Source organism: Saccharopolyspora sp. NPDC049426, assembly GCF_040676935.1.
In the GTDB taxonomy this organism is placed as follows: Bacteria; Actinomycetota; Actinomycetes; order Mycobacteriales; family Pseudonocardiaceae; genus Saccharopolyspora.
In genome coordinates this window covers 400,071-418,644 of sequence record NZ_JBFAPZ010000003.1, presented here as the reverse complement: position 1 = coordinate 418,644, position 18,574 = coordinate 400,071, and the positions used below count along the sequence as shown (strand labels likewise).

The 18,574-nt window shown below is 68.5% G+C and carries 15 protein-coding genes; 7 read left to right on the top strand and 8 right to left on the bottom strand.

Annotated features, from left to right (window positions below; all coding sequences use genetic code 11):
- Positions 1–46: 46 nt before the first annotated feature.
- The 4 genes from AB0J78_RS08100 to AB0J78_RS08085 all read right to left on the bottom strand — a co-directional run bounded on the left by AB0J78_RS08100 (position 47) and on the right by AB0J78_RS08085 (position 4,753).
- Entirely contained in the window at positions 47–1,027 is a 981-nt protein-coding gene (locus tag AB0J78_RS08100; RefSeq protein ID WP_363787956.1) for a nitroreductase family protein, read from the bottom strand.
- Between the two features lie 339 nt (positions 1,028–1,366).
- The gene (locus tag AB0J78_RS08095) at positions 1,367–1,828 is read right to left on the bottom strand and encodes a universal stress protein (protein WP_363787955.1); all 462 of its coding nucleotides are present in this window, start codon (positions 1,826–1,828) and stop codon (positions 1,367–1,369) included.
- A 64-nt stretch (positions 1,829–1,892) separates the two neighbouring features.
- Entirely contained in the window at positions 1,893–4,316 is a 2,424-nt protein-coding gene (locus AB0J78_RS08090) for a glycosyl hydrolase family 65 protein (protein ID WP_363787954.1), read from the bottom strand.
- A complete protein-coding gene (locus AB0J78_RS08085; protein ID WP_363787953.1) occupies positions 4,313–4,753 on the bottom strand; it encodes a universal stress protein in 441 nt (146 codons plus the stop codon). Before AB0J78_RS08085 ends, AB0J78_RS08090 begins: the two co-directional genes overlap by 4 nt.
- A 274-nt stretch (positions 4,754–5,027) precedes the next feature.
- Between AB0J78_RS08085 and AB0J78_RS08080 the strand changes: the two genes are divergently transcribed.
- Together AB0J78_RS08080 and AB0J78_RS08075 are read left to right on the top strand one after the other, a co-directional pair.
- Positions 5,028–5,636, top strand: a complete 609-nt coding sequence (locus tag AB0J78_RS08080; RefSeq protein ID WP_363787952.1) for a hypothetical protein — start codon at positions 5,028–5,030, stop codon at positions 5,634–5,636.
- Positions 5,637–5,749: 113 nt separating this feature from the next.
- Complete coding sequence (locus AB0J78_RS08075) at positions 5,750–6,742, top strand: nitroreductase family protein (RefSeq protein WP_363787951.1); 993 nt, start codon at positions 5,750–5,752, stop codon at positions 6,740–6,742.
- Between the two features lie 177 nt (positions 6,743–6,919).
- On the opposite strand, the gene AB0J78_RS08070 is transcribed toward AB0J78_RS08075, so the two are convergent.
- Complete coding sequence (locus AB0J78_RS08070) at positions 6,920–7,795, bottom strand: universal stress protein (protein ID WP_363787950.1); 876 nt, start codon at positions 7,793–7,795, stop codon at positions 6,920–6,922.
- Positions 7,796–8,138: 343 nt separating this feature from the next.
- On the opposite strand from AB0J78_RS08070, the gene AB0J78_RS08065 reads away from it, so the two are divergent.
- The 4 genes from AB0J78_RS08065 to AB0J78_RS08050 all read left to right on the top strand — a co-directional run bounded on the left by AB0J78_RS08065 (position 8,139) and on the right by AB0J78_RS08050 (position 11,123).
- On the top strand, positions 8,139–9,173 hold the full coding sequence (locus AB0J78_RS08065; RefSeq protein WP_363787949.1) for a zinc-binding alcohol dehydrogenase family protein: 1,035 nt from the start codon (positions 8,139–8,141) through the stop codon (positions 9,171–9,173).
- 175 nt (positions 9,174–9,348) lie between these two features.
- A complete protein-coding gene (locus AB0J78_RS08060; RefSeq protein ID WP_363787948.1) occupies positions 9,349–9,636 on the top strand; it encodes a DUF3040 domain-containing protein in 288 nt (95 codons plus the stop codon).
- Between the two features lie 14 nt (positions 9,637–9,650).
- Entirely contained in the window at positions 9,651–9,791 is a 141-nt protein-coding gene (locus AB0J78_RS08055; protein ID WP_363787947.1) for a hypothetical protein, read from the top strand.
- A 261-nt stretch (positions 9,792–10,052) separates the two neighbouring features.
- Complete coding sequence (locus AB0J78_RS08050; protein ID WP_363787946.1) at positions 10,053–11,123, top strand: lysylphosphatidylglycerol synthase transmembrane domain-containing protein; 1,071 nt, start codon at positions 10,053–10,055, stop codon at positions 11,121–11,123.
- Positions 11,124–11,231: 108 nt separating this feature from the next.
- Here AB0J78_RS08050 and AB0J78_RS08045 read toward each other — a convergent pair whose 3' ends face one another.
- On the bottom strand, positions 11,232–12,419 hold the full coding sequence (locus AB0J78_RS08045; protein WP_363787945.1) for a site-2 protease family protein: 1,188 nt from the start codon (positions 12,417–12,419) through the stop codon (positions 11,232–11,234).
- Positions 12,420–12,824: 405 nt separating this feature from the next.
- On the opposite strand from AB0J78_RS08045, the gene AB0J78_RS08040 reads away from it, so the two are divergent.
- Positions 12,825–13,667 (top strand): universal stress protein, encoded by an 843-nt coding sequence (locus tag AB0J78_RS08040; protein WP_363787944.1) that lies wholly within the window; start codon positions 12,825–12,827, stop codon positions 13,665–13,667.
- A gap of 28 nt (positions 13,668–13,695) precedes the next feature.
- On the opposite strand, the gene ppsA is transcribed toward AB0J78_RS08040, so the two are convergent.
- Positions 13,696–15,972 carry a phosphoenolpyruvate synthase gene (ppsA, locus tag AB0J78_RS08035; RefSeq protein WP_363787943.1) on the bottom strand — a complete coding sequence of 759 codons (2,277 nt, stop codon included), beginning with the start codon at positions 15,970–15,972 and terminating at the stop codon, positions 13,696–13,698.
- Between the two features lie 159 nt (positions 15,973–16,131).
- Complete coding sequence (locus AB0J78_RS08030) at positions 16,132–18,543, bottom strand: heavy metal translocating P-type ATPase (protein WP_363787942.1); 2,412 nt, start codon at positions 18,541–18,543, stop codon at positions 16,132–16,134.
- Positions 18,544–18,574 lie beyond the last annotated feature (31 nt).

Sequence of the window (18,574 nt, the reverse complement as noted above, 5' to 3'; positions counted from 1 at the left end):
ATCGGTTCGCCGACCGAATGCGTCGGCAGATCCAGGTGGTTGTGTCCTACTCGAGGATCAGATCGTCGATCGCTCGGCGCGGAGCGGGAACGGTGGGGCCTCCGTAGCCGATCCGCAACAATGCCTGGGGATGCAGCGTCCCGCCCAGCAGGTGGCGCAGTTCGTCGCGGGTGTCGGGCACCTCGATGACCTCCGAGATCATCGAGGCGGCCAGGCCGCGGGCGGTCGCCGTCAACCAGACGTTCTGAACAGCCTGCCCGGCTTGTAGCTCGGCATACGGGCTCTCCTGGTGAGTGCACAGCACGACCAGCAACGGGTGGGACTCGTACTCGACTCCTTCTGGGCGCGGTGACACCCCGGCCGAGAAGTCTCGGTGCACCCACTGGTCCTGCGGCCCTGGTCGGGGGCCCGCGGCAGAGGTGGGCACTCCTTCCAACGCGTCACCGGACTGGCCCGTCCACGCTGCTAGCTCGGCGCGGAACCGCGAATCGGCCTCCTGCACCCGGTGCGCCCGGTGGACCAAGCCCTCCAGCGTCCCGAGCTCTCCCGGTGTGACGAGGTGCAGCCAGCACTGCTCGGCTTGAGCGGCGTGGAGCATGTCGTTTCGCTCCGTGGTCGGCACCGGTACGTTGCGGAACGGGGCGCGGTGGCTGTGCCGCTGAGGAATCGCGGCGTTCAGGCGTAGCGTCTCCGGTCGAGGAGCGGTGTGGCCGCCGCTGCGGATCTCCGCGAGCGCGGTGGGCCCAGCCAAGTGCGGGAGCAAGGTCACGTTCGGTCGGATCCCGGCGCTTTCCAGCGCGAGCCGCAGGTTGAACAACGCGGCGCCGCAGGCCAGGCGGAGCTCGCGACCTGCCGGGTCGGCGACCGGCAGGCGGCGTGCCGGGTCGTAGTGCAGTTCGATCATCTGCGCCAGGATTCGGAACCGCCACGGCTGCGTGTTGTGCAGGGACGGAGCCAGCCCCGCTCGCATGATGACCTGCTCGATCTCGGCAGTCGTCAGATCGAGTGCGTTGGAAATCCTGTGCACGGCCACCTCCTGGTCGGGCGCGCAGTCCGATGTTGTGACTGTGGCGGAGTTCGATCTGCACCACCAGGGTCCAACGTCCGTTGCTCGCCGCGGGCCCTCGGTACGAGGCTTGGCCCGTACGACGTTCTGAGCCGTCGCGGTCCACCGGCACAGCCGTCGTCGAGCAACTGATCTCAGGTCACGACGGCCTCGGTCAGCGAAGCCTTCGAGGTTGCCCGCACGCGGGATGCGGTGCAGCGAGAGGTCCTCGGAGGTTCGGGGCGTCCGCAGCTGGTCGTTCGCGTCGGCTGGCTGGCCGCGTGCGAGAAGCCTCGGACCTGCCGGGAGGTTGACGAGGCGCTATCCCGGGAGAGTTGAGTGCGGCGAACTTGTTCGGGGCTCGCGCACCACCACGACGGGGCAGGTGGCGTGGTCGACGCAGTATCGGGCGGTGGAGCCGAGGAGGGCTTGTGCGAACGTGCCCGTGCCGCGGTGGCCGACCACGAGCAGCTCGGCTGCCTTGGCGTGTTCGAGGAGCACCTCAGCGGGGTGGCCGCCGGCGGTGCGAAGGTGGATCCGCGGGAGATCGTCTTCGGGCACCTCGGCTCGGACGATGTCGTGCAGCCAGTTCTCGGTCGCGAGGTCGAGTTGTTGGGCCGTGGGCATCGGCCAGTCGTAGAGCTCGGGCACCGTCCAAGCCATCACGGCGGTGACGGTGGCTTCGGTTCGGCTCGCTTGGTCGAGGGCCCAGTGCAGCGCCTGACGAGAAGCGGGTGAGCCGTCGACTCCGACGACGATCGGGCGTTGAGGCGGGGTGTTCATGTCGTGCTCCGCGAGGTCTCAGGGCGCTGGATGCGCGCCGTCGGGCGTGGGCGGGCTGGCCGGATCACAGCGGGTCACCGGCGGAGTCCGTTGCGGGGGTGGCGTCCATCGAGAAGCGGGCGGTTTCGCCTGGCCTGAGGTGGGCGCTGTGCGGTCCGCAGACGCAGGTGATGGTCGGCGCTGGTGGTCCTGGGGCTGTGCGCACGGCGACCGCGCGTCCGGAGACGCGGATGGCCAGTGGTAGGCCGTGGTAGCGCACCGTCAGTTCCAGGGGGCCGAGTTCGGTCGGCCATTGGGGGTTGAGGTGCAGGCCGTCGGGGCGGATCTCGATTCCGGTGAAGCAGCGTTGCACCAGGTCGAGCGTTCCGGTCATGGCTGCCAGGTGGATGCCTTCGGCCGTTGTGCCGCGTTGGGTGTCGTGCAGGTCGCTGAACAGTGCCTTGTCGAAGAACTCCAGCGCGCGGGGCCGGTTTCCGCGTGCGAGTACCCAGGCGTGGACGACGGCGCTGAGCGTTGAGCCGTGGCTGGTGCGTGCGAGGTAGTGCTCGACGTTGGCGGGGATGTCGGCCATGGGGTAGCCGAGTCCGCTGAGGAGCTCCTCGAGTTCTTCGGCGGAGAGCAGGTAGAACAGCATGAGCACGTCGGCCTGCTTGCTGACCTGGTAGCGGTTGGGGTCGTCGCCTTCGGCCTCGAGGATGCGATCCAGGCGTTGGATGTCGCCGTAGCGTCGGCGGTAGGCATCCCAGTCGAGCTCGGCGAGCCGGTGGTATCCCTCGAATTGGCTGAGCAGCCCGGTGTCGTGGAAGGGGACGAACATGCGGTGTGCGAGCCGGTCCCACCGGTCGATCTCGTGGTGGCGCAAGTCGATCTGGTCGGTGAGCTCGCGGCGCCGCTGTCCGGGCAGTTCCCGCAGGATCTGGGTCGCCGTCGCGCACAGCCAGGCGGTCATGATGTTGGTGTAGGCGTTGTTGTCGATCCCGGGCTCGTCGTTGTCGGGGTAGGCCGTGTGGTACTCGTCGGGACCGACGACGCCGCGGATCACGTAGCGGTCCCTGCTGCGGTCGTAGGTGGCCAGCGCGGAGAAGAAGCGGGCGATCTCGCAGATCAGCTCTGCGCCCTCGCTGCTGAGGTAGTCCTCGTCTCCGGTGGCGAGGTGGTGGTGGCGAGCGCTGTGGGCGATGGCGAGCCCGACATGTCGTTGCAGGCGGGTGTGGTCGGGCAGCCAGCGGCCCGAGCGCGGGTTGAGGTGCCAGGAGGGGCTCTCCTCACGCCCGTTGCTGCCGCTCTGCCACGGGAACATGGCTCCGGTCAGCCCGGCTTGCCGGGCGGCTCGGCGTGCGCGGGGCAGTCGCCGGTATCGGTAGCGCAGCAGCGCGCGCGACAGGCGTGGTAGTCGCAGGTCGAGCACGGGCAGCACGAACAGCTCGTCCCAGAAGACGTGTCCCCGGTACGCCTCGCCGTGCAACCCGCGCGCGGGCAGCCCGACGTCGAGATCGTTGATGTTGGGCGAGGCGGTCTGCAGCAGGTGGAAGCGGTGCAGCAGCAGCGTTCGCCGAGCCGGTTCGCTCAGCGAGGAAGCGGTGGTGAAGTGCCGGTGAAGCCGGGCCCACGCCATGGCCTGGGTGTGGCACAGCTCGTCGAATCCGGGTGCGTCACCTGCGCTGTCGGCCGCTTCGGACACGGGTTCGGTGCTCGCCGGGTCGCGCGAGGTGTGCAGCGAGATGATCTTCTCCACCTGGATCTGCGCGTTTGGAGTGGCCTCGAGGACGAACTCGTGGTCCACGCGAGCTTCATCGATCTCAGTGACGGGAGTCTGGTGAGTCTTGTCCTCGGCGAGGAGCCGGTTGCGTTGCGCCACGGCGATGCGCACGTGCGACTGGGACGTCAGCGCGTCCAGCACCGCCAGATCAGGACTCGCTTCGGTGACGTGGTGGTCGACGAGGTGGTGCGCGGCGAGGTCGCGATAGCGGGCGACACCGGTGTTGGCGACGGCGCCGTCGAGGCCGCTGCGGATCGTGACGCTTCCCGACCAGTCCTCGGGTTGCAGGGTGGTGTGCAGTCCGGCGAGGTGCGCATGAGTGAGGTGCACGAGGCGGTGCTGCACCAGGCGGGTGGTGCGCCGGTGCTGATCGCGGAACCGAATTCGCCGCACCAGAATTCCGCGCTGGAGGTCCAGTTCCTGCTCGACGTCGAGCAGTTCGACGTGATCCAGTGCGAACCACGGTTCCTCGTCGATGCGGAAGGTCAGCGGCAACCAGTTCGGTGCGTTGACGATCGATTCATCTTCGATCCGGTGGCCGGCGAGGTCGGTGGTGAGCCGGTTGAAGCATCCGGCGAGGTAGGTTCCGGGGTAGTGCACTCCGTCGGCGGCGGACTCGGGTGCTGCACCCCGGGTGGCGAAGTAGCCATTTCCCAAGGTGCACAACGCTTCCCGGCGCCCCTCGTCGTCGGGATCGAAGCCCTCGAACCTCAGGCGCCACGCGGTCATCGGGAGTTGTCGCGGACCACGACGACCGGGCAGCGCGCGTGGTGGACGACGTGCTGGCTGACCGATCCCAGAAGGGCTTCGGCGAACCCGCCGTGCCCGCGGTGGCCGACCGCGATCAGGTCCGCTCCGGTTTCCTCGGCGAGGTCCAGCAGGGCCCGCGCCGGGTGACCGTTGGCGACGTTCTTGCTCACCGCGAGGTCGGAGTCCGGATCGAGGACTTCGGCGATGATCTCGTCCAGGCCTGCGGCGGTGCGCTGGGAGATGTCGTCGCTTTCGGGGACTTCCCAGTTGTAGATCAGCGGGACGTCCCAGGCCATGAGGGTGACGAGAGCCCCGCCGAGTTGTTCGGCGTGCCAAGCCGCCCAGCGCAGCGCTGCCTTCGACGCGGGTGAGCCGTCCACGCCGACCACGATCGTGTACTTGTGCTGTTGGTCCATCGCAGCCTCCCGGGTGTGTCGGATGCCCCGGCTCGTGTTGTCGGCGAACAGCGGTTCGATCCTGCGCCCCGTTCGCGGGCCGCTACGGGCGCTCCGACCGCGGCCCCACTGTGATGGTGACGCTTACCCGGTTTCACGGCACGGTCGAAAGTAATCACTTGTGATCGAGTTTCGTGATCACGTGACTGAGAGGGGCCGAAATGCCCTGTTGTTGATGTCCGATGGTGCTCACCATGGACCGCGCCCCGGAGTTCGTCACGAGGAGCAGAGGTGCATGAAGGAGCGTTACTGGTCTGCGGGCATCAGCTGGCTCGTCCATGCGTTGGGGATGCGGCGAAACCCGTTGCGACGTCCGGTCGATCGCCTCGTGGCCGTGGCGTTGCTCGGTCTGCTCGTCGTGGCGCTGACCGTCGTGCCCCTGCTAGCCCTGTTCTCGGGCAAGGCCGAATACGCTGCGCAGCGACGCGAGGCAGCCGTGATTGCGAGCGCGCAGCACGTGGTCGATGCCGTCGTGCTCACCAACCCTCAGATGGTCGGCTCCGAACCCGGCGGAGGAGCGAGCGTGCGCGCCGAGGTCGGGTGGACCGGCCAAGACGGTCATCCGCGTGCTGAGCGCGCCGAGGTGCCCTCCAGCAGCCACGTCGGCAGTCGTGTGCCGGTGTGGGTTGACGGTGCCGACCGCGTGGCGCCGGCCCCGCCGACGGAGGTCACCAGCATCGCGTCAGCGACGGGCACGGCGGTCGGGGTGCTCGTTCTGGGCCTCCTCGCATGCGTGGGGATCATGAAGACCGTCCGCGCGGTCGCGGACAGTTGGGCCCGGCGTCGCTGGGAGTGGGAGTGGGTGAACGTGGAGCCCGATTGGACCGGGCCTGGACGAGGATGACGCTTCCGCTCGACCTGCTGCCGAACAGTGGAGTGGGTGTGCGCGCCTTCGATGGGGGTAACCCGGGGCCACGGGTCATGTGAGACGTCCAGCGGAAGGACTGAGCGAACCATATGGACGACATCGAGCTCGTCGACGACCGGCCGTGGTCGCCGGAAGAGGTCGCTACCATCGCCCGCGCTGTCAACCGCGCGCCGTCGGTGCACAACACGCAACCGTGGTCGCTGTCGGTGCACGACCGCGTGGTCGAGTTGGACCAACGAGACGACATCGCACAGTCCCAGTACGACCCGGAGGGCAGGGACCGCTTGATCTCGTGCGGAGCCGCGCTGACCAACCTCGTCCTCGCTATCCGCAAGCTGGGATGGCGAGCCGAACTCGCGTTCGGGGACGATTCCAGGCCGCTTGCTTCAGTGACGGGCACCACCCGGCTGCCGCCCAGCGAGGCCGAACTCCAGCGGTACGAGGCGATCGCACACCGCGCCAGCCACCGTCGGCCCTTCGACTCACGCCCGGTCTCCGGCCCTGACGAGGAGGCCCTGCTGAGCGCGGCGGAGTGCCTCCCATCGCTCGGGGCCCGGTGGATCACCGGTAGCGCGGAAGCGCTGCATCTGGCGCGTTTGCTGACCTACGCCGCCCGCGTCCAGCACGCCGACGAGATCTATCAGCGGGAACTGGCGAGCTGGATCGCTGATCCGACCGATTCGAGACCCGGGGGAGTTCCCGCGAAAGCGCTGGGCACGCAGGGGCTCGGCGCGGTGGGGTTGGTCAGCGGATCGACCCACGTACCGGATGAAGCCTGGCTGGCAGCACGCATCGAAACGGAATCGGTGTTGCTGCTGAGCACTCCGGACGACGGGGTCCGTGCTCACCTCGACGCTGGTGCCGCCTTGCAGAACGCGTGGCTGGAGGCCACCCACCGCGCTCTGGGCGCCTCCGTCATGACCCAATGCCTGCAACTCGATGAAGTCCGAGAAGGACTCTCGCAACCTGGCCACCAGCCCGATTCGATCCAGGCGCTGATGCGCTTCGGCCACCCGGCCACGATCGTTCCGCGCAGCACCCGGCGTCCGCTCGAAGAGATCTTCAACGACTATCCGCGATGAGGCCTCCACCGCCCAGCGGACCACGACCACCGGACGCGGGGGCGTGGTGCAGGAGGTCCGGCGACCGTCGAACCTCCGCTGCCCGGTGTCGGACGAACCGAGCGTCGCGTGCGGCATCGACACTGGGTCAAACACCCATGAGGCCAGCGGGATTCGTGCGAACAGCGTCGCGGCTCGTCACGCGGGGCGGGGGTGCTCGCGGACGACGAGCACGGGGCACCTGGCGTGGTGCAGAAGCGCCTGACTGGTCGACCCGAGCAGCATGCCGCGGAACCCACCCCTCCCTCGGGTTCCCACCACGACGAGCTGCGCGCGGTCGCTCCAGTCGAGCAGGACGCTCGGTGGCCGGCCGGCGACCGCGACGCGCTCGACCTCGACGTCGGGGTAGTGCGGACTCCAACCGGCGAGAGATTCGGCCAAGATGCGCTCCACATCACCGGGTCGCTCGTGGGCTCGGCCGACGCCGACCTCTCTGATCGAGGGGGTCTCACCGACGTGCACCGCCACCAGGCCCGCCTTTCGCCACGAGGCTTCGTCGAACGCCTTGCCGAGCGCGGCGATGCTGATCGCGGTGCCGTCGACACCGACGACCACCGGGCCATCCGGAGTGTTCGGATCGCGCACGATCGCCACCGGGCTGGACGCGTGCACGGCGACGGCGGCGGCCGTGGAGCCCAGCAGCATCCCGCTGAAACCGCCACGTCCCGAAGCACCCAGGGCGATCATGTCCGCGGTCTTCGACATCCGCAGCAGCAACGAGATCGGCGGCTCCTGCACGTACTCGGTGTGCACGGGTACTTCGGGGTCGACCGTGCTCGCGCGATTCAGCCCGTCGCGCAGGTGTGCACGAGCCAGCTGATCGATCTCTTCGAACATCGCGGGCAGGTAGGGCAGCTCTGGCCCGTAGAAATTGCGGAGGTAAGGCTCGGTCGAGGCGACCAGCCGCAATGAAAGACCGTGCGAGGACGCTTCCGCCGCGGACCAAGCCACCGCGCTGAGTGCCTGCTCAGAGCCGTCGATGCCGACGACGATCGTGTCGGTCAGATCAGTCATCCGCCTTACCCCCGGTTGCGCTGAGAATCCGACCGGCGACGCCCCCGGACGTGGCGCAGCCGTACGACCCGACGACGCCAAGACGTCATCGACGCGCTCTCGACCCCGGGTCGAAACCTGGAACGGAGCTTCTCCTGAGATTCCCCGCGCGCGGCACGGGGCAAACTCGAGCAGATCCGACGATGGTTCTGCTGGGCGGTTGGCGACTCCAATGGCGCCCAGGTGCTGTCCGTTCTGGGGGCGTCACCGCCAGTCGGGTGATCGAAACGTGCTCAGGCGCCGCCGTGCAAGTAAGGTCGCTCGGCCCTACAGCTGGTGCCGGTGAATCGGTTCGACTGGTGTCGTGGCAAGGAGCGAGGAGCCGCGCGCTTGGACCGTGGGTGAGCCCGGACCGCTGACGAGCGGACCGCTATCGCTGCGCGCCCGACCACGGCCAAGCCCAGGAGCGGACGAACTCCTGGTGCGGGTGCTCGTGTGCGGAGTGTGCCGGACGGACCTGCACATCGTCGAAGGGGACCTTCCCGTGCGCAAGGCCGGGGTGGTTCCGGGCCACGAGGTGATCGGTGAAGTGGTCGGGAAGGGCCCAGACGCGTCGGGGTTCGAGGAGGGCGACCGTGTTGGAATCGCGTGGCTGCGCAGGACCTGCGGGAGCTGCCTGTACTGCCTAAGCGGTCGGGAGAACCTCTGCACGACTTCGCGCTACACCGGCTGGGACGCGGACGGAGGTTACGCCGAGTGGACCACGGTTCCCTCGGAATACGCCTATCACCTTCCGGCAGGCTACTCCGACGAGGAACTCGCACCACTGCTGTGCGCCGGCCTCATCGGTTACCGGGCGTGGAAACGTGCCCGGGTGCCCCACGGCGGTCGGCTCGGCATCTACGGCTTCGGCGCCAGCGCACATCTGACCGCCCAGGTCGCCCTGGCACACGGAGCGACGGTGCACGTGCTCACGCGTTCGGAAGCGGCACGAGCCCTCGCCTTGGACCTGGGGGCCGCCTCGGCCGGAGGCGCGGCGGACAGCCCACCCGAGCCGCTCGACTCGGCCGTGCTGTTCGCCCCGGTCGGAGATCTCGTCCCGGTCGCTCTGGAGGCGTTGGACCGCGGTGGCACGTTGGCGATCGCCGGGATCCACCTCAGCGACGTGCCGGCGTTGGACTACCAGCGACACTTGTTCTTCGAACGCACCCTGTGCAGCGTCACGGCGAACACCAGGCTCGACGGTGAGGACTTCTTCCGCTTCGCTGCCAGCAACCGCATCCACGTCACGACGACGCCCTACCGGTTCGAGGAAGCTGATCGCGCGCTCGCGGACCTGGAAGCTGATCGCGTGCGCGGCGCGGCCGTACTCCGCGTCGACTCGCGCACTGCTTGTTGAAAAGCCCGATCGACGCGGCTGCGCGGTGAGCACGGGGCTTCGCGAGCGGGGCATGACGAAAGGCCCTGGATGGATTCCGCCTGCTCATCGAGTCTGAGCTCAAGCAGCTTCTTGAGAAGTGTGATGTTCGGTGCTATGTGCGGTCGTCGGACCGAAGTGGGCACGGCAGGAGTACATGTTTCGTGCGGGAGGGATGATGACTCAACCTCATGAGCGACGTCTTCTCGATCAGATCGAGCGGGGGCTGCGCGCAGCGGATCCGGGGTTCGCGGAGAGGATGACCCGCGCGCGGCCGCTCACGAGGGTTCGGGCGTGGATGAGCTTTCACAGGGCGCTCGGCGTGGTCGCGGCCTTTCTCGCGCTGCTGTGCCTGGTGCTCGGCGAAGGAACCGGGTTCATCGTCTCCGGTCTCCTTGCCGGCGCACTGCTGGTCAGCACCGGGTGGAGGCTCCGTACCGAATGACGGGGGAGCGGCTCATGCTCGCGACGGAGGCCTGGACGGTCGATATCCACCTCGAGGAGAACCACGACCCACCTCGTGCCCTGGCGAGCTTGCACGGCCGTGACAGCGAACTGAGTGCCGACGGCCTGCCACCTGTTCAGGGAGGCGACGTCTGACGTCGAACAGCTCACGGGTGAAGCCCCGTGCGATCAACACAGCTGCCTCGACCGCAGCCGGGTGAGCGTGCGTGCTTTCCACTGCGTTCGTGCGGTGATCGCGCGCCCACGTCGCTGCGATCGGCATCGGGGCCCGAACCATCGGCGGATGCTTGCCCGCGCGGTGACCTCGGTCGACGAGTTCGTGTCGTTAGACCCTCCTGCAACCACGCGCGGCGCCCCATCGTGAATGAGGATGCTCACGAGCGGACGAGGAGTGGGATGCGCGGCAGAACTCGCGCGATCGTGCAGTGGACGGTCGCGGTGGCGGGGTTGGGCGTGTTGGCGTGGCAACTGCCCGCCCTGGTGGGCGAAGGGGGTCGCCTCGCCGCGGAACTTGCCGATCTCCGCTGGGGATGGATCGGGTTGGCCGTCCTGCTGGGCATAGGAGCGCTGGTGCTCTACGGGGAATTGCACCGGCGTCTGCTGGCTGCCGGCGGTGCGCGCTTGTCGGTGCGGTCCGTCCAGGCCATCAACTTCGCCGAGAACGCGCTGTCGACCACCCTGCCCGCTGTCGGCAACGCCGCCGGTTTCGTCTACGCCACGTACCAGCTGCGGAGGCGGCACGTGGAAGTGGCTCTGGCCGCTTGGTCGCTGATGTTGGCGGGAACGGTCTCCACCATCGTGGTGATCTTGCTCGCCGTCCTCGGCGCAGGTATTACGGGGCGAGTACCGGTGCTCGTCGCGGTCCTTGTGGTCTTGGGCCTGCTCTTGGGGACCTGGGCGTGCTGGCGTGCTGTGAACAGCGCCCCCGTGCTGCGTCGCTGCCTCAGATGGCTCGTCCGGCTTGGGCGGCACCTGCCGGCCTTCCTCGTGGGCTCCCGCACGTCGGCGGTGGACCCCGATTCGGTGTCGCAGCGCGTGTCCGACCGGATCGGGCTGCTTCGACCGAGCGGCGGCGGATGGGTTCTCATCATCGGATGCGCGGTCTTGAGCTGGGCCATGGATTTCCTGAGCCTGTACGCGAGCGTCGCCGCGGTCGGGCATCCGGCGCCGTGGTCGGCCTTGGCGCTGGGTTTCGTCGTGGTGCAGATCAGCATCGCGTTGCAGCTGTTCCCGGGTGGTGCGGGGATCGCCGAAGCCGGATTGCTCGGGGTGCTGATCGCATCCGGTGTACCGTTCGCCCCTGCCGTGGCGGGAACGTTGGTCTACAGGCTGATCAACTGGCTCGGTCTGGCGGCGATCGGTTGGGTCGTCTACGCCGTCCAAATTCACCTGACGTCACCGCCCCAGCAGCAGCTGCGCGCACGAGGATCCCCTTCTCGGGAACCGGAGACCGGATCTTGCAGCTGAACGGGTGGACCCGGATGCGACCGTCGAGGACGGGCGCCTGGAGTTGCGGGCAGACTCGCTGCGGGAAGCGGTTTACCTAGCGTTGGCACTGGCGGAATCGAGGCCCCGTCAGGGGTGCTGGTTCTGGCCGGGATACCACCAGGCCCGCGGCGGTCGGCTCGCACCTTCGGCGGGGGAGATGCGGCTACCCTGGTCGGCGACGGCGCGACTGATGTCCGATGGCGCGAGGATGCCGACCAGATGGCCCTCGTCGAACACGAGGACTCGTCCGTCGGTGGCGGTGGACAGCCGGGGCAGGATCGAGGCCATGGACTCCCCCGGGGCGGCTGTCGCAGTTCCCTTCAACGGTGTGGCGGTCTGCCGCACGGTGGTGCGGTGCCGCGCTGGCTGGGGCACGGCTTGGATGCGACGGACGGTGGCCAGTCCTTCGACCTGCCCGGTCTCGTTGACGACGGGATATCCCGCATGAGGACGTTCGAACGGGGATTTCTCCAGGAACTGCTCGACCGTCAAGGCGCCCTCGACGGTGTCGACCGGGTGGGACATCACCTCGCGGATCCGCACGTCGACCAGCGCAGCGCCGAGGTGGGCGCGTTGCTCTTCGGCGGCGGCCATGCCGGCGATGAACAGTCCCAGCAGGCTCCACCACAGCCCCTCGGCGTGCTGACCGATCAACTGCGCGAATCCGGCGATGATGAGGAGGTAACCCAAGCCGAGCCCTGCCCGGGCTGACCAGACGGCGGCCTTGAACCGGTCGCCGCTCCAACGCCACAGCAGAGCTCGCAACACCCGCCCGCCGTCCAGCGGTGCGGCAGGAACGAGGTTGAACACCGCCAGCAGGGCGTTGAGCAGCGCCAGGTAGGAGACCACGGCCACCAGGAGCTCGTCCGCACCGGCGGAGCGCGCACCCCAGGCCGCTGCGCCGAACACGCCGGCGAGCAGGGCGCTGACCAGCGGGCCCACCACCGCGATGCGCAGCTCGGCGGCGGCATTGCCCGCTTCACCGCGGAGTTGGGCGATGCCGCCCAACAACCAGAGGGTGATGCCTTCCACGGCGACGCCATTCCGGCGGGCCACTGCGGCGTGGGCGAGTTCGTGCCCGAGGAGCGAGCACACCAGCAGCGAAGAGGCTGCGATCCCGCTCATGACATAAGCGGCTGTGGAACGGCCGGGGAAGACCAGAGGAAGCTGGTGGACGGCGAGCCCGACCGTGACCAGCACGAGGATGCCCACCACGCTCCAGTGCAGCCCGATGCGCACTCCGGCGATCCGGCCCAGCGGGATCGTTGTGTTCATGACCACGCTCCGAGGCAGAGGGTTCTTCTCCATTGTGCACTGCGCGCGTGGTGATCGACGGTGGTTGCTCGCGGTGTGGGAGTGAAAGCTGTCGGCCGCTGGGGACTACGAGTTGACCGGCGCGATCAGTCCTCAACCTAGGCTTGGGCGAACGAGCGTGCCGGGCGCAGCCTTCGAAGTGCTTTCACATCACAGCAGTTCGGGAACAGAGGACGATGATTGATGGTCCTCATCAACAAGTCCGCTGTGGTCACGCGCCCCAGTAGATCGAAAGTCTCTCTCGGATGAACGGCGCGAGACGATAGGCGGCCCGCGCGATGTGTGAGAGTCCGATGCTCGTGTCACAGTGCGACTGTCGCCAGCGTCCGTGCCAGGAGTGAGACACGGCGGTGAGGAGTGGGCGGGATGACGGCGAAGCAGGATCTGCCGGTGTTGGTGGGGGTCGATGGGTCCGAGCCGTCGTTGGCCGCTGCGGTGTGGGCGGCTGAGGAGGCCTACCTCCGGCATGCTCCGGCGCGGCTCGTGGCTGTCGGCAACGATTCGGCGCAGGACGAGGAGGTCCGGGCGTCGCTCTCGAACGCGGCGGAGCACTGTCGCGAGAAGCATTCCCAGGTCGAGGTCGTCGAAGAGATCGAACACGGGAGTCCGACTGGGGCGCTGATCCGGTGCTCCGCGGAGGCACGCCTGCTCGTGGTCGGATCACGTGGCCGCGGAAACCTCGCCGAGGTGGTGCTCGGTTCGGTGAGCACTGCGGTGGCGATGCGAGCCCGGTGCCCCGTCGCGGTCATTCGTGATCGCCGCACGAGCTTCTCGGTCGGCCCGGTCGTGGTCGGCGTGGACGGCTCGGCGTCGAGCCGGTCGGCACTGCAGTTCGCGTTCGACGCGGCCACCGCGCGGCAGGCCGATCTCCTAGCGATCTATGCTTGGCGGCCGGAAAACGCCGGGCGTTCCCGGCGTGATGTGCCGCAGAGGACCGTCTGGTTCAGCCTGGACGACGCGCAGCGCGAGCTGGCCGCGCAGCTCGGCCGCTGGCGCGAGAGCCACCCGGATGTTGTGGTCCGCGAGGAAGTGCGGTTCGGACACCCGGTTGAAGAGCTGGTGTCAGCTGCTTCGCACGCCCAAGTGCTGGTCGTGGGACATCGAGGAATGGGCGGATTCGAGCGGCTGCTCCTGGGTTCGGTGGCCCACGGGGTGCTGCATCACGCGGAGTGTCCAGTGGTCGTCGTGCGCCCCGGCCAGACAACATGAGGTCCCCGAATCTCTGGTGCTCGGTCGGCTAGCGCGGTCCGAGGTCCCCCGCGCGGTGTCCGAGGCGGGCCGCTTCGAGCAGGATCTTGCGCTCGGCGGTGTCCACGGCCTGGCGCACCGCGGGCACGGCGTCGGGATTGACTGAGATCGATGTGATGCCGTGGCGGACGAGGTGTTCGGCGAACCCGGGGTCCGCGGAGGGTGCTTGACCGCACAGCGAGGAGGTGATTCCGGCGTGGCGGGCGCTTTCGACGATGTTGCCGACGGCGTCGAGTACGGCTGGGTCTGACTCGTCGAACAGCGGCGCGCATTCCTCGGAGTCGCGGTCCACGCCGAGGACCAGCTGGGTTAGGTCGTTGCTGCCGATGGACACGCCATCGATTCCCATCTTGGCGTACTCGGGAAGCCAATACCGCACCGATGGGACTTCGGCCATGACCCAGCGGTGCAGACCGCGGGCCCCACCGAGTCGGCTGCGGTCGATTTCGTCCATGCACTGCGAGAGCTCCCACCGCGTGCGGACGAATGGGATCATCAGGTGCAGGTTCGGTGTCGTCTCCCGGACGCGGGCCAGCGCTTCGAGCTCCAGCCGGAACAACGACGGGTCGCGCACGTAGCGGTAGCAGCCGCGGTAGCCGATCATCGGGTTGTCCTCGTCCGGCTCGAAATCCTCGCCACCTGCGAGATTGCGGAACTCGTTGCTTCGGAAGTCCGCCGTGCGGTAGATGACCGGCCGCGGTGCGAAGGCAGTCGTGATCGTAGACAACGCGGTCACGATCGCGTTGATCGCTTCCTCCTCGCCGTCTCGTGCTAGCACGCGGCCGGGGTGCTCGCCGCCCAGCGCGTCGGTGAGCAGGAATTCCGCGCGCAGCAGCCCCACGCCGTCAACAGGCAGCGCGGCCACCCGCGCTGCCTGCTCGGGCAGGGCGAGGTTGACGTAGATCCGAGTGGCGAGCGACGGTTCCGCAGCCGGTGGTCGTTCGGCTGCGAGGGTCGGCGTCTGGGCCGGAGTGCTGCGGCCCTCGGTCACGGTGCCGTTCGCGCCGTCGACGGTGACCCGCGCACCGGTGCGCAGCGTCGTGGTGGCGGTGCGGGTGCCCACCACGCAGGGCAGGCCCAGTTCGCGGGCCACGATCGCGGCGTGGCAGGTCATGCCGCCGCTGTCGGTCACGAGCGCCGCCGCTCTGCGGATCGCGGGAAGCCAGTCCGGTGCGGTCATCGATGCCACCAGCACCTCACCGGTCTGCAACGCGCCCGCCTCTGCGGGAGAGCGCAGGAGTCGTACAGATCCGGAGGCTGTGCCGAACGATGCGGCGAGTCCGGAGACCAGAACCGCTCCGGCGATTGGACGTCGGTCGAGGGTCGTGATCGGGCGGGACTGGACCAGCCACCACCGGCCGTCGGCGATCGCCCACTCGACGTCCTGCGGGCTGCCGTACAGCTGCTCCACCTTCGTCACCAGCTCGGCCAGCTCCGAGATCTCGGCGTCGCAGAGCACGCGTTGTTCAGCTTCGGTCGCCGCCACTTCGACGCGCGCTTGCCGTCCGCCCGAGTCTGTGACGATCTTGTGCGTTTTTCGGCCGATCGTCACGCGCGTGGGCTGGCAGTCCGTCTTCCTGACGGTGTAGTTGTCGGGTTCCACGGTGCCACCGACGACCGATTCCCCGAGCCCGAAGCCGGCTTCGATCAGCATCTCGTCCTCGTCCCCGGTGGCGGGGTTGGCGGTGAAGGCGACTCCGGAGCGGTCGGCATCGACCATCTGCTGAACGATCACTGCCATCACCGGTTGCTCGCGCACTCCTTGCGCCGCGCGGTAGACGAACGCACGAGGGCTGAACAGTGATGCCCAGCAGTCCACCACCGTGGCGGCCACGTCGCCGGCGCCGCTGACGTTGGTGAACGATTCGTTGACCCCGGCGAAGGACACGTCGGGTGCGTCCTCCGCGGTCGCCGACGAGCGCACCGCGACTCGAAGATCGGTGCCCAGCTCGGTGTAGGCCTCATCCACGGCAGCGCGAACAGCGGCGGCCATTCCCGCTCGGTGGACGAGCTGCTGCAGCCGGTCGCAGATTTCGGTGAGCCGGTCCGGATCATCGATCACTCGGACGGCGTCGCTGATCAAAGCGTCCAGCTCGGATTGCGTGCCCGATTCCTCCATGCACGCGCGGTAAGCATCGGCGACCAAGACGAATCCGGGTGGAACAGGTAGATCCGCGCGTGTCAGCTCGCCGAGGTTCGCTCCTTTGCCGCCCACCTCGAACACGTCATCGAGACCGAGTTCGGACAACCACCGGATCCACGGCATGGTCACCTCTCATTGTGCCGATCAACGCTTTTCGCAAGCGCTCCCCCTGCTTACCCCTGGCCAACACATGTTCCCGACGTTCGGAACGGACCGCAGGGCGGAAACCTCCGATCTGCGGCTGAAGACGGCACCTCGGGTGAGAGGCACGATCACTCGACTTCACACAGCGGCACTCGCCACTTGGTTCTGCGCTCGGTCCGCACCGGGTAGGCGGAGTCCTTTGAGGGCGAGGGCGTTGACGGCGACGATCACGCTGGATCCCGACATGCTCAGGGCGGCGATCTCCGGGCGGAGCATGAGGCCGAAGGCGGGTTCGAAGACGCCGGCGGCGATGGGCAGCGCGATGGTGTTGTAGCCGATGGCCCAGCCGAGGTTCTGCCGCATCTTGCGCAGTGTTGCCCGGCCGATGCGCAGCGCGGTGGGCACGTCGAGCGGGTCGGAGCGCATCAGCACGACGTCGGCGGTCTCGATGGCCACGTCCGTTCCGGCGCCGATGGCGATGCCGAGATCGGCTTGAGCGAGGGCGGGAGCGTCGTTGACGCCGTCGCCGACCATGGCGACCTTGCGGCCGGATCCCTGGAGTTCGGCGATCTTGGCGGCCTTCTCGCCGGGGAGGACCTCGGCGAGCACCGTGTCGATGTCCAGGCGCTGGGCGATTCGTTCGGCGGTGGCTCGGTTGTCGCCGGTGAGCATGACGACCTCGATGCCGAGATCGTGGAGGGCGGCGACCGCGGCTTGCGAGGTCGCCCGGGGTGCGTCCGCGATGCCGAAGACCCCTGCCGCCTGTCCGTCCACGGCGGCGAGGACGGCGGTGCGGCCGTTGGCGGCCAGCGCGTCGCGCTGCTGGGCGATCGGGCCTAGGTCGATGCCCTCGCGTTCCAGGAGCCGCCGGTTGCCCACCAGCACGTCCTTTCCCGCCACGCGGGCGATCGCGCCGTGGCCGGGGACGCTCTCGAACCGCTCGGCGCGCACGGTGCCCACACTCCGCTGATCGGCGCGGTGGACGATCGCTTCAGCCAGCGGGTGCTCGGATTCCCGCTCGACCGCCGCCACCAGGCGTAGCAGTTCGTCCTGGTCGAGTCCGTTCGCGATCACATCCGTGACCTCGGGCTCGCCCTTGGTCAACGTGCCGGTCTTGTCCATCACCACGACTTGGACGCGTGCGGAGGTCTCCAGGGCGAGGGCGTTCTTGAACAGCACACCACGTTTGGCACCGAGTCCGGTGCCAACCATGATCGCTGTGGGGGTGGCCAGGCCGAGGGCGTCCGGGCAGGTGATGACGACGACGGTGATGGCGAACAAGATCGCCGTGGCGAACGTGCTGCCGAACAGCAGCCAGGCGGCCAGCGTGGCGCCACCGCCGATGAGCGCGACGAAGACGAGCCAGAACGCGGCTCGGTCGGCGAGCTTCTGCCCGGGTGCCTTGGAGTTCTGCGCTTCTTGAACCAGTTTCACGATCTGGGCCAGGGCGGTGTCCGAACCGACCTTGGTCGCTCGGACCCGCAGGGTCCCGTTGGTGTTGATGGTCGCGCCCACGACTTCGCTCCCGGGAGCTTTGTGAACTGGCAGGCTCTCGCCGGTGACCGTGGACTCGTCGACCTCGCTGTCGCCCTCCTCGACGAGGCCGTCGACGGCGATCTTGGCACCTGGCCGGACCAGCAGCACATCGCCGACCTCGACCTCGGCGGTCGGGATCTCGACCGGCTGCCCGTCGCGCAGGACGAGGGCGTGGGGCGGGGCGAGGTCGAGCAGGGTGCGGATGGCGTCGTTGGCACCGCCGCGGGCACGCATCTCGAACCAGTGGCCCAGCAGGACGAACGCGGCGAGCACGGTGGCGGCCTCGTAGAACACCTCGCCGCCGCCGGTGAGGGTGATGGTCAGCGAGTACACCCAGCCGGAGCCCACCGCGACGGCGACGAGCACCATCATGTCCAGCGTGCGGGCTCGCAACGCCCGCATCGCGCCGTCGAAGAAGATCCAGCACGAGTAGAAGATCACCGGCAGGCTCAGCAGCAACGCCCACACGTCCTGCCGCAGACCAAACGGGGTGGGCACGTGCAGGCCGAAGACCTCGGTTCCGATCGGGGACCAGATCACGATCGGAACGGAGAACACCAGCGCGACCAGGAACCGGTTGCGCATGTCGGCGACCATCGCCGCCATCGACGTGGCCCCGGCACCGCCGTGGCCCATCGCCTCGTGCGGTGAGGGGCCGGGTCCTGCCTCGGACGGCTCAGCTTCACCGAGCGTCGTGGTGCCTGCCTCGTGGTCGGCCGGGTCGGGTTCCTGCATCGGGTCGCAGACGTGGGCGGGCACGGACTGCCCGGCGCAGTGGTAGCCGCACTCCCGCACCCAGCGCCGCAGGTCGGACAGGCTCGTGCGAGCGGGGTCGAAGACGACCGTCGCAGCCTGGGCGACTGGGTTGACCGCCACTGAGCGAACACCTGGTCGGCGTCCCAGCCGAGCGGCGACGACGTTCTGCTCGGAGGCCCACAGCAGGCCCCGCACGTCCAGGACCGCGGTGCTGGATTCCTTGCGGTGATGATTCGAGTGGGTGTGCGCATCGTTCACCGGATCTACCCCCATTGGAGCAGTGTCAGCC